The organism is Brevundimonas sp. UBA7534 (assembly GCF_002479325.1).
GTDB lineage: Bacteria > Pseudomonadota > Alphaproteobacteria > Caulobacterales > Caulobacteraceae > Brevundimonas.
This window is the reverse complement of sequence record NZ_DLMO01000006.1, coordinates 2,492-13,836: the sequence shown is the minus strand read 5'-3', so window position 1 is coordinate 13,836 and position 11,345 is coordinate 2,492. Positions and strand designations below refer to the sequence as shown.

Genomic DNA, 11,345 nt, shown 5'->3' with positions numbered 1-11,345 from the left:
ATTGGGGAGATCGGCTCCCCGGCGCTTCGGATCAATAGGAGACTGACATGCAGACCATGGTGTTCACCGGCCGGTTGGCGGCCGACCCCCAGATCAGCCCGGACTTCGCCAAGGCGGTGTTCCGGCTGCTCGAAAAGCGCGGCGTCGACGCCGCCGGCAAGGACCGGCTCGTCGGGGTCAATTGCGTCAGCTGGTCGAAGGGGCTCAACGAGAAGGTTATCGCCCGCGGACTGGCCCAAGGCTGCGAAGCCGTCGTCGTCGGCGCCTTCATCGACACGGCCTACGCCGCCAAGGACGGGACCGAACGCACCGCCAAGGAACTGGTGGTGAACCGGCTGACCGTCCTCGACTGGGCCGAGGCCCGCGACCCCGACACCGTCGACGCCCGCGAATCCGATCGCGCCGCCGCCTGATCCTCAACCGAATTTCATCCTCAGGAGACTGACCATGCAGACCCTCACCCTCGAAGGCTATCTGGCCGCCGACCCGTCCATCCTGTCGGCCCAGGGCTCGGGCAAGAAGCGCGCGAGCTTCCGCGTGCTGGAGACCACCCGCTTCCGGCGCGCCGACGGCACGCCGGGCGAGCGCACCACCGGCTTCAACTGCATCTGCTTCAACGAGGCCACGGCAGATGGTCCGCCCACTGCTGAAGGGCTTCGCGCTTCTCGGGCACATAGGTGTGGCGGTCATAGACGCTCGTCACGGCGGCGCCGCCCTGCGGGGTGTGTCCCAGGATCAGGCTGATGATGAAGCGGCTCACGCCGTATCGACCTGTCAGGGTCGTCGCTCCCGACCGCCGGATGTCGTGCGGCGAGCCGGTAGCCAATTTCTTGCGGACGCAGGTCCGGGCGAAGGCGCGGGTGATGGCGTGCGCATCGAGGGGCTGGCCCGGCGTCCTTGGCGACGGGAAGAGGAACGGACTGTCCGGTGAGAGGGCCCAGGCCGCGTCCACGACCTCCAGGGCGTCCGGACCCAACGGAACCACGTGCTGATGCTTCGCCTTGGCGCGTTCGGAGGGGATCGTCCACAGCCCGGCCTTCCGGTCGAACTCGACCTTCCGCGCGCCGGCGATCTCGTTTCGACGCGTCAGGGTCAGCATGAGCAGACGGATCGCCAGGCCCATGACCCGGTCCAGGCGCGCATGGACGCCGGCGGTCTTCTCCCCCGCCAGCCGGGGCCGACAGGCCGCTTCGGCCGCGCCCCACAAGGTGGTGAGGGCCTCGTCGTCGAACATGCGCTCCCGCGAGGTCAGCGCCAGGGGCCGGGCGAGTCCCGCCACTGGATTGCCGTCCAGGCGTTCTTCAAGCACCGCGAACCCGAACACCGCATGGAGCAGGCCGCCGATCGACGCGACGCTGGCGGCCGCCAGGCCGCCCTCCGTCACAAGCGCTCTCATGAAGACCTTGATGTCGGAGCGCTTGATCTCGGTGAAGGGGCGCTCCCCGAGACTGCTCCTGATATGGTTCTTCCAGGTCTGGCGCTCGCTTTCGATGGTGGAGGCCCGCTTCGGCCGCCGGCGACCCCCGTGAAGCCCGACGGCGGCCGCGCGCCAGTACGCTTCGGCCAGTTCGTTCAACGTCTCGCCGATCCGCGCGCGCTCGCGCGCCGCGACCCGGGCGGCCGCGGGATCGGCCCCGTCGACGACGGCGACGCGGAGGGCCGCGACCTTGGATCGAGCTTCGGAGAGCGACAGGTCGGGATACCCGCCCAGGGCCAGCCGCCGGCGGGCGCCGTTGGCCGCGACATAGCGGAATTCGAAATTCTTGGCGCCGGTGGGGAATATTCTCAGGCACAGGCCTCGACTCTTGGCGATGCCGATTTCGTAGGCCTTCCCGGCGGGCTTCAAGCCGGCGATCTGACGATCCGTGCTGATCTGGGTCCCACGCAAACCTTGACTCTGCCCGCTATACTGAGGGGGTGCATCGGACGAGTATAGCAGTCGGTGGGGCAGTAGTGGGGCAGAAAATGCAGGATTGATTGACATGCGCTGAAAAACGAAGAAACATTATCTATTTGTTCTATATAGATTATTTTGTATAACGGCACTTCGTGAAAAGCCCTGAAACCCCCATCGAGGCGCTTCACACCGAGGGGGTCACAGGTTCAATCCCTGTCGCATCCACCATTTTCTTTCCAATCGGTCACGTTGGTCGCTGCGCTCAAGGGCGCGGCCAATGACGGCTCGCGTCCGGATCAGACCGCCGGCGCGGCGGGCGGACGGCAGCCGCGTTGCTGGCCCAGGCCCTTCAGGAAGCCGCGCCGGACCAGACCGGCCTTGATCGAGTCCTGAACCTCGCGGCTGTGCTGGGCCGCGCCCGACAGCCGCCGGACCCAGCTGCGGAAGGGAATCAGGTCGGAGGCGGTGTCGCGCACCGCGTCCAACGCCAGGTCCGCCGCCTGCTCGTCGCGACCGGGGCCTTGCTGGGACTGATCCAGATCGGGGCCCAGCGCCTCGTCCAGGCGGGCGACCTGGGCCGAGATGTCCGAGCAGCGACGCAGGCCGGTGCGGGCGTAGGGCGCGCCGCGCGCCTCAACCAAAACCTGCGGGATCTCGGTCTGCTGGATGTTCAGGTCCTGGAGCGGGGCGGAGGCCGCTTCGCCCACGCCGCCCTGGAAACGGTCCGCGCCGCGGTCGAACGACATCTGCGCGCAGCCCGAGGCGGCGAAGGCGGCGACAAGGATGACGGAAAGAGGGCGTGCGTGCATTTCGATGCTCCGAAGACAGGCTTAGGAAGCTTAACCGTTTCCGTGCAGTGCGGTTCCGGTCGGCGCGGCGCACATCCTGTGCACAATCTGTTGTTCCGCCCCGCGCAAGGCCCTATCCTGCGCACATCATGACCCAACGCTGGACCCCCGAAAGCTGGAGAACCAAGACCGCCCTGCACATGCCGGCGGACTATCCCGATCCTCGCGCCCTTCAGGCCGTGGAGGATGAACTGCGCGCGCTGCCGCCGCTGGTGTTCGCCGGCGAGGCGCGTCACCTGACGTCGAAACTGGCGCAGGTGGAGCGGGGAGAGGCCTTCCTGCTGCAGGGCGGCGACTGCGCCGAGAGCTTCAAGGAGTTCTCGACCGACAACATCCGCGACACCTTCCGCCTGATCCTGCAGATGGCGGTGGTGCTGACCTTCGCCGGCCGCAAGCCGGTGGTGAAGGTGGGCCGCATCGCCGGCCAGTTCGCCAAGCCGCGCTCTGCGCCGGTCGAGGAGATCGACGGCGTCGAACTGCCCAGCTATCGCGGCGACATCATCAACGGGATGGGGTTCACGCCCGAAGAGCGCGTGCCCGATCCGCAGCGTCTGTTGCGCGCCTACAACCAGTCCGCCTCGACGCTGAACCTGCTGCGCGCCTTCGCCGGCGGCGGCTATGCGGACCTGTACAACATCCACCGCTGGACGCTGGGCTTCGCCGGCGACAACGAGGCGGGAGCGCAGTACCGTGAGCTGGCCGACAAGATCACCGAGGCGCTGGCCTTCATGGAGGCGGTCGGCGTCACGCCGGATACCCATCCGGACCTGAGCCGCGTCGAGGTCTTCACCAGCCACGAGGCCCTTCTGCTGAATGTCGAGAGCGCGCTGACGCGCCTGGACGGTTCGACCGGGGAATGGTTCGACACCTCGGCCCATATGCTGTGGATCGGCGAACGCACCCGCCAGCTGGACGGCGCCCACGTCGAGTTCATGAAGGGGATCAAAAACCCCATCGGCGTGAAGTGCGGGCCGACGATGACGGCCGACGATCTGCTGCCGCTGATCGACGCGCTGAACCCGGACAATGTGTCGGGCCGGCTGACGCTGATCGGCCGCTTCGGCCACGAGAAGGTCGGCGAGCGCCTGCCCAAGCTGATGCGCGAGGTGAAGGCCTCGGGTCGCAAGGTGATCTGGTCGATCGACCCGATGCACGGCAACACGCTGAAGGCTGGCAACGGCTACAAGACCCGGCCGTTCGACCGGATCCTGGGCGAGGTGCGGACCTTCATCGACGTGGCGGAGGCGGAAGGGGTGCACCCCGGCGGCGTCCACCTGGAGATGACCGGCCAGAACGTCACCGAATGCATCGGCGGCGCCCAGGCGGTGACCGAGGACGACCTGTCCAACCGCTATCACACCCACTGCGACCCACGCCTGAACGCCGACCAGGCGCTGGAGCTGGCGTTCCTGGTGGCCGAGCGGTTGAAGTCCGGCCGGGTGAGCCGATCCGAGGCGGCCTGATCGGGCTCGTTCCGGTCGAGCGTGTCTTTCATCGCTCTTGTGGTGAACGGCAGCGGCGCCCCAGATACGTGAAAATGCGGCCATGAGGCGGCCATGGAGGCCGCTTCTTCTGCCTGCCACGCTCAAGGATGGGCTCGCGGCGAAAGCCGGGAGTGACGGATATGGAAACGCCTGCCAATCAACATGAGAAGCCCGGCCGCGTGGCCTATCAGGGCGCGCCGGGGGCCTTCAGCCACGAGGCCTGCACGGCGCTGCGTCCGTGGGACGAGGCGGTGGCGTTCGAGACCTTCCAGGCGGCGATCGACGCGCTGGCGTCAGGCGATTGCGACTGCGCCCTGATTCCGGTCGAGAACTCCTCGATCGGCGCGGTGGAACCGGCGGCGACCCTGGTGCGCGAATCCGGCCTGCGGGTGGTCGCCGAGGCGTGGCGGCCGATCCGACACGCGCTGATGGGGCTGGAAGGCGCGCGCATTCACGACCTGCGCCGGGTCTTGAGCCACCCGATCGCCCTGGCTCAGTGCGAGCAGACGCTAAAGGGGATGAAGCTGAACGTGGTCGAGCATTTCGACACCGCCGGAGCGGCCCGCGATGTCGCCGAGGCGGGCGATCCGACCCAGGCCGCCATCGCCCCCCGCAACGCCGCCGAAGTTTATGGTCTGTCGATTCTGCGCAACGATTTACAGGATTCCGGCGATAACCGAACGCGTTTCGTCCTGCTGAGCGCCGAAGCGGGTTGACGGCGCACGGTCTTTGCGTGTCTTAAGGCGGCCTCGGATCGCCTTCGATCCGCTCAACCGGACACGGACCCATGTCCCGCTCGCGCGCCCTTGCTGTATCCTTTGCCCGTTCGCGCGCGGCTGCCGGCTATTATTTCGGCTTTTACGGCTTTCGATACGCCGGCTGAGGCGTCGGGCTTTCCTCGCTCCTGACAGCCTCGCCGGCGACCGCTCCTGACCCGAGCGGCGGCCTGCCCGCATATCGAAATTCCATTCCGCCGAAAGACTTTTTCCGTGACCCAATCCCTTTCCGCCGCCGTCCGCCAGGTCTGGCCTGAGGACGCCGCAATGACCCCCGAACAGACCGCCCTGGCCGCTCTGCGCGCCGAAATCGACAGCATCGACGATCAGATCCTGGCGTTGTTCGAACATCGCCTGGCGGTCGCCGCCACGGTGGGCCGCGCCAAGGACGCGCCGACCGGCCCCCACACCAAGCTGCGCCCCGATCGCGAACAGACGGTGCTTTCGCGAATGCTGGCCAAAGCCCAGCCCGAGAACGCAGAGGCGGTCGAACATCTGTGGCGCGAAATCGTCGGCTGGGGCCTGGCGCGGCAGGGCCGCCTGCAGGTCCAGGTCTGGGCCCCCATCGAACCGACCCGCGCCTATGACGGCGCACGCCTGCGCTTCGGCGCGGCGGCGGACATCAAGATGGTGCGCGATCCGCAGAAGGCCCTGGCTTTCGCCGCCGAGGGCCACGGGATCGCCGTCCTGGCCGTCAACACGGAAGACGCCTGGTGGATGGGCCTGCGTCGCGAGTGGTCGATGCTGAGCGTGTTCGACGGCTATGGCGGCGAAACGCCGACCTCCCTGGCCGTGGGCAAGATCGATCCGCCGGCGCTGCCCAAGGGCCGCCGTGTCATCGTCACCGCCGGCGGCGACGCGGGCGACGGCGGCGGCGCGCGTCGTTGGGGGCTGAACACCCACCACGGCTGGACCATCGCCCTGACCGACGCCGACCTGACGCCCGGCGAGGCCGAAGGCTGCGTGGGCGCGATCGGCTGATCGTTCAGACGGCCATATTGTCGATCAGCCGCGTCTGGCCCAGCCAGGCGGCGGCCAGGATGCGGCCGGGGCCTCCGGCCACGTCGACCTCGAACGGCGACAGATCGTCGGCGCGGCGAACGGCGACATAGTCCACGCGGTCGAACCCGGCCGCGACAAGCGCCTCTGCGGCCGTCTTCTCCACTTCGGCGAGAGGACGGCCGGACCCGGCCATGACGCCCGCCTCGGCCAGCACGCCGTTGAGGCGACGGGCGATCTCCAGTTCGCTTTCCGACAGGTAGGCGTTGCGCGAGGACAGGGCCAGGCCCCAGCCATCGCGCTCGGTGGGCGCGCCGACGATCTGGATCGGCAGGTCCAGGTCGCGGGTAAAGCGCCGGATCACCACCAACTGCTGATAGTCCTTCTCGCCGAAGACGGCGACGTCGGGCTGGACCTGGTTGAACAGCTTGGTCACGACCAGGGCCACGCCCCCGAACATGGCCGGGCGAAAGGCGCCCTCCAGCTCCAGCGCCGGACCCGCAACCGCGACGGAGGTGGCGAAGCCGTCGGGATACATCTCCTGAACCGTCGGCGCGAACATCAGGTGGCAGCCGGCGCCGGCCAACAGGCGGGCGTCCTCTTCCTGCTGGCGGGGATAGCGGCCCAGGTCCTCATGCGCGGCGAACTGGGTCGGATTGACGAAGTTGGAGGCCACGACGCGGTCGGCGCGCCGACCCGCCTCGCGCACCAGGGTCAGGTGACCCTCGTGCAGGGCGCCCATTGTGGGAACCAGCGCCACCTTCAGGCCTTGTCGCTTCCAGTCGCCGACGACGGCGCGCAGGTCCGCGACGGTACGGACCACGGAGAGGGGGGAGGCGTCGGTCATGGCGGAGCGGTTAACCTTTCGGCTTAAGGCTGTTTCTGAACCAGACCTCAAAGGCTGGCGGCTAGGGTCGCGGTTATGACGCCCGCAGAAGCGACCCGTCCAGTTCTGATCGCCGCTGTCGCCAGCCTGGCGCTGATGACGGCCGGTTGCGGCTCCCAAGATCAGGGGCAGGGGCGGTTCGAGGCGCTGGCGGATCATGTGGCGGCCATAGACGTGCCGCTGAAGCCCAACGGATCGGCCCGCGCGCCCAGCGCCGAGAGGGGCCTGCGTCCGGCCGCGTTCAGCCCGGTCAAGGTGGCGGTGATGGACCCGCACGACATGTGGGACGCCCGCGACGCCCAGACCGGCCTGCGGGTGATCGCCACGCGCGCGGTCGAGCCCGTGGTCGAGGCGACATCGGCCCCGACGCTTAGGCCCGAGGCGGATCGCGCGCCGTCCGAACCGTCCGGCCAGACCCCGCCGGCCAACCCGATCAGGGTGATCCAGCTGGGGGCCTACGCCAGTGAAACGGCGGCGCGGGCCGCATGGGCGAGGCGGGGCGGTGATCCGGCGATGGCGGGACTGAGCCCGCGCTTCGAGACCGTCTCTGTGGGGGAGCGGACCCTGACGCGGCTGAAGGTCGAGGTCGCCCCTGGACGGTCCGCCGCCGAGGTGTGCCGCGCCGCCGGGGTGAACGATCCCTGGTGCCGACGCGCCGGCTGATCCACAGGCGGAGATTAACGGGTCGTTGACGTTTCGGGCGCGGGGACCGACTCTAGCGGTCTCCCCAGGTCGAACGTGAGTCGTTCGGCCGTCCGTAGAGGCTGCCTTCATGACGCAACCGCATGTGATCGTCCTCGGCAACGAAAAGGGCGGGGCGGGCAAGTCCACCCTGGCCATCCACATCGTCACGGGCCTGCTGCACGCCGGCCGCAGCGTGGCGATCATCGACCTGGACCTGCGCCAGCGGTCGATGCAGCGCTTCTTCACCAACCGCGCCAGCTGGCTGACCGCCAACGGCCATGACCTGCCCCAGCCGATGATCCCGGACATGGGCGACGGCAAGGCGCTGGCCAAGGCGCCGGTCGAGGACCAGATCGCGGCGTTCGATCGCGCCTTCGACGAGGCCGCCGCGGCCGGGGTCGACTGCATCCTGATCGACACGCCCGGCGGCGACACCGCCGTATCCAACGCCGCCCACGCCCGCGCCGACCAGATCGTGACGCCGATGAACGACAGCTTCGTCGACTTCGACCTGCTGGGCGAGGTGGATCCGGTGTCGCTGGAGCTGCTGAAGCCGTCGATCTATTCCGAGAGCGTCTGGGAAGCGCGCAAGCATCGCGCCATCGCCCAGGGCCGCCATGCGACCATCGACTGGCTGGTGGTCACCAACCGACTGCAGGTGGCCGAGGCGCGCAACCGCAAACGCCTGGAAGAGCGGATGACCAAGCTGGCCAAGCGGGTCGGCTTCCGGGTCGGACCGGGCCTGCGCGACCGGGTCATCTATCGCGAGCTGTTCCCCTTCGGCCTGACGGTGGCGGACCTGTCCAACGAGGTGCGGCCCGTGGCCGTGTCGCTGGCCCACGTTGCGGCGCGCCAGGAAATGCGCAACCTGATGAAGGCGATGGGCCTGGAGCAGGCGCTGAGCGACCAGCCGCTGGACGTGGCCGCCTGAAAGACTGAGGCATGATGCTGATCGGCCTGGCGCTGGCGGCGATCGCCGTCTGGGCCCTGGTGCGACTGGGACGCCAGACCGAGCGGCGCGGGCGGGGCCATTGGCGCGTGACGGCGACGCTGCTGGGGGCGGTGCTTCTGGCCGGCGGGGCGCTGGCGGCGTTTCGCGGCGCCTGGCTGGCGGCGGGCGCCCTGGCCGGAGCAGGGCTGTACCTGGCCTGGTGCTCTCGCGCGCGGCCGCAGGTTCGATCCGAACCGATGAGCGAGGCCGACGCCCGGGCGGTGCTGGGCGTGTCGAAAGGCGCGTCCGACACGGAAATCCGAACGGCCTGGAAGCGGGTCATGACGCGCGCGCACCCCGACCAGGGCGGAACCGAGGGCCTGGCGGCGAGAGTCAACGCCGCACGCGACCGGCTGCTGCGGCGGCGATGAGCCGCTCGGCGGAATCGGAACGGCGCGCCGCCAAGGTCGTTTGGAATCCCGGCGTCGTCATGATCCGGCCCGAAAGACGGTGCGGTATGGCGGCGCTTCAAGCCTCATGCGTCGGAAGATGATGAAGACCCGTTCGATCCTGCTCGCCACCGCCCTGGCCCTGTCGGCTTGCGGCAATCCCGACAACTCCAAGGCCCAGGAAGGGGTGTTCGCCGAACAGCCCCGCGTCGTTCCGGGCGACTCCGCGGCGATGAAGGCCAGCTTCGCCCCCGTGGTGCGCCAAGCCGCGCCGGCCGTGGTCAATATCGCCGCGCGCGGCGTCCAGCGGGTGCAGAGCGCCGATCCCTTCTTCCAGCTGTTCGGCCCGCAGGCACGGGTGGCCCAGTCGGTGGGGTCGGGCGTGATTGTGCGCGCCGACGGCACGGTGGTGACCAACTATCACGTCATCGAGGGGATGTCGGAGATCAAGGTCGTGCTGAACGACCGCCGTGAATTCCCCGCCGAAGTGGTCCTGGCCGACCAACGCAGCGACATCGCCGTGCTGAAGCTGCAGGGCGTCGACGGCGCCCTGCCGTTCCTGCGTATCGACGATCAGGAGGAGCAGCAGATCGGCGACCTGGTGCTGGCCATCGGCAATCCGTTCGGGGTTGGCCAGACGGTGACCAATGGCATCATTTCGGCGCTGAATCGGACGGAGACGGGCATTTCCGACAGCGGCTCCTTCATCCAGACCGATGCGGCGATCAATCCCGGCAATTCGGGCGGGGCGCTGGTGGACATGGACGGCGATCTGATCGGCATCAACACGGCCATCTTCTCGCGCAGCGGCACCTCGTCCGGCGTCGGCTTCGCCGTGCCAGCGGTTATGGTCAAGCGGGTGGTCGATTCCGCCGTGGGGGGCGCGACGACCGTGGTCCGGCCCTGGCTGGGGGTGAAGGGCGACACGGTCAGCAGCGACATCGCCGGCAGCCTGGGCCTGGATCGGCCGCAGGGGCTGGTGGTCACCGACGTCTATCCAGACAGCCCGGCCTCGCGCGCGGGCATCAGTCAGGGCGACGTCGTGACCGCCGTGGACGGTGTGGAGATCAACGACCAGGGCGGCCTAAACTACCGTATCGGCACCAAGGCGCCGAACGACACGGTGCAGGTGACGGTGCTGCGCGACGGGCGCGCGCAGACGCTGAACGCCCGCGTCCAGGCCCTGCCGGGCGACGCCAAGCCGGGCGACGGTTCGACCGTGTCCTCGGGCAGCCTGGCGGGCCTGCGCATCGTGCCGTTGAACCCGGCCTTCGCCGACAGTCTGGGAGGCGATCCCTTCCTGCGCGGCGTGCTTGTGACGGGCGTGGCGCGGGGCAGCCTGCCGGCGCGCATCGGCGTGCGGCCGCGCGACGTGATCCGGCGCATCGACGGGCGGGAGGTCGCCTCGGTCTCCGACCTGCAGCGCGCGCGGGCGGGATCGGAAGTGGTGATCCTGCGCGGCGGTCGCGAACTGACGGGCCGGATGCCGGGCTGAGCGACGCCAAGCGCGTGAAAAGAAGAGGGCGAACGACTACATGGATCGCTTCCTCAAGAGCGAGCCCGAATGAGCGATCTGTTCGAAGCCTCTGGCATCCATCCGCCCGACGCCCCCCTGGCGGACCGTCTGCGTCCGGCGTCGCTGGAGGAGGTGGTCGGACAGGATCACCTGCTGGGCGACGGCGGGCCGATCCGACGCATGATCGAAGCGGGTCGCCTGGGCTCCATGATCCTTTGGGGGCCGCCAGGTACGGGCAAGACGACGATCGCGCGGCTGCTGGCCAAGGCCGCGGGCTATGAATACCAGGCGATCAGCGCCGTCTTCTCGGGCGTCGCGGACCTGAAGAAGGCGTTCGAGGCGGCGCGGATGCGGCGCGCGGCCGGCCAGTCGACCCTGTTGTTCGTCGACGAGATCCATCGGTTCAACCGCGCCCAGCAGGACGGATTTCTGCCCTTCGTGGAGGCGGGGGTCGTGACCCTGGTCGGCGCCACGACCGAGAATCCCAGCTTCGAACTGAACGGCGCCCTGCTGTCCCGCAGTCAGGTCTATGTGTTGAAGCGGCTGGACGACGCCGCCCTGGACCAGCTTCTGCGACGCGCCGAGGCGCACATGGAGCGCGACCTGCCGCTGACCGACGAGGCGCGCCAGGCGATGCTGGCCCTGGCCGACGGGGACGGGCGCTATCTGCTGACCATGTCGGAAGTGCTGTTCGACCTGCCGGAGGGGCAGGCGCTGGACGTTCAGGGCCTGGCGGGGGTGTTGCAACGCCGGGCGCCCGCCTACGACAAGAGTCGCGAGGAGCACTACAATCTGATTTCCGCCCTGCACAAGTCAGTGCGCGGATCGGACCCGGACGCGGCGCTGTACTGGCTGGCGCGGATGCTGAACGGGGG

At 68.8% G+C, this 11,345-nt stretch carries 12 protein-coding genes; 9 read left to right on the top strand and 3 right to left on the bottom strand.

What is annotated here, in order from left to right; all coding sequences use genetic code 11:
• Nucleotides 1–47: 47 nt before the first annotated feature.
• Nucleotides 48–413, top strand: coding sequence for a single-stranded DNA-binding protein (locus tag B2U11_RS00370; RefSeq protein WP_292068978.1), 366 nt, complete (start codon nt 48–50; stop codon nt 411–413).
• Nucleotides 414–613: 200 nt separating this feature from the next.
• On the opposite strand, the gene B2U11_RS00365 is transcribed toward B2U11_RS00370, so the two are convergent.
• Complete coding sequence (locus B2U11_RS00365; protein ID WP_292068977.1) at nt 614–1,984, bottom strand: tyrosine-type recombinase/integrase; 1,371 nt, start codon at nt 1,982–1,984, stop codon at nt 614–616.
• Nucleotides 1,985–2,193: 209 nt separating this feature from the next.
• Entirely contained in the window at nt 2,194–2,706 is a 513-nt protein-coding gene (locus B2U11_RS00360; RefSeq protein WP_292068976.1) for a hypothetical protein, read from the bottom strand.
• 128 nt (nt 2,707–2,834) lie between these two features.
• On the opposite strand from B2U11_RS00360, the gene B2U11_RS00355 reads away from it, so the two are divergent.
• From B2U11_RS00355 to B2U11_RS00345, 3 genes are all read left to right on the top strand, one after another.
• Nucleotides 2,835–4,208, top strand: a complete 1,374-nt coding sequence (locus B2U11_RS00355) for a class II 3-deoxy-7-phosphoheptulonate synthase (protein ID WP_292068975.1) — start codon at nt 2,835–2,837, stop codon at nt 4,206–4,208.
• A 161-nt stretch (nt 4,209–4,369) separates the two neighbouring features.
• Entirely contained in the window at nt 4,370–4,945 is a 576-nt protein-coding gene (locus tag B2U11_RS00350) for a prephenate dehydratase domain-containing protein (protein ID WP_292068974.1), read from the top strand.
• Between the two features lie 273 nt (nt 4,946–5,218).
• Nucleotides 5,219–5,986, top strand: coding sequence for a chorismate mutase (locus B2U11_RS00345; protein ID WP_292068973.1), 768 nt, complete (start codon nt 5,219–5,221; stop codon nt 5,984–5,986).
• Between the two features lie 4 nt (nt 5,987–5,990).
• On the opposite strand, the gene panC is transcribed toward B2U11_RS00345, so the two are convergent.
• On the bottom strand, nt 5,991–6,851 hold the full coding sequence (gene panC / locus B2U11_RS00340) for a pantoate--beta-alanine ligase (protein WP_292068972.1): 861 nt from the start codon (nt 6,849–6,851) through the stop codon (nt 5,991–5,993).
• Between the two features lie 75 nt (nt 6,852–6,926).
• Between panC and B2U11_RS00335 the strand changes: the two genes are divergently transcribed.
• The 5 genes from B2U11_RS00335 to B2U11_RS00315 form a co-directional block, all read left to right on the top strand.
• The gene (locus B2U11_RS00335) at nt 6,927–7,553 is read left to right on the top strand and encodes an SPOR domain-containing protein (protein ID WP_292068971.1); all 627 of its coding nucleotides are present in this window, start codon (nt 6,927–6,929) and stop codon (nt 7,551–7,553) included.
• A 109-nt stretch (nt 7,554–7,662) separates the two neighbouring features.
• The gene (locus B2U11_RS00330) at nt 7,663–8,505 is read left to right on the top strand and encodes a division plane positioning ATPase MipZ (protein ID WP_292068970.1); all 843 of its coding nucleotides are present in this window, start codon (nt 7,663–7,665) and stop codon (nt 8,503–8,505) included.
• Nucleotides 8,506–8,516: 11 nt separating this feature from the next.
• Nucleotides 8,517–8,936 (top strand): molecular chaperone DnaJ, encoded by a 420-nt coding sequence (locus tag B2U11_RS00325; protein WP_292068969.1) that lies wholly within the window; start codon nt 8,517–8,519, stop codon nt 8,934–8,936.
• Between the two features lie 121 nt (nt 8,937–9,057).
• Nucleotides 9,058–10,449: a Do family serine endopeptidase gene (locus B2U11_RS00320; protein WP_414632918.1), complete on the top strand. Its 1,392-nt coding sequence runs from the start codon at nt 9,058–9,060 to the stop codon at nt 10,447–10,449.
• Nucleotides 10,450–10,518: 69 nt separating this feature from the next.
• Nucleotides 10,519–11,345: replication-associated recombination protein A (locus tag B2U11_RS00315; RefSeq protein ID WP_292068966.1), on the top strand; the 827-nt coding region annotated here is incomplete at its 3' end.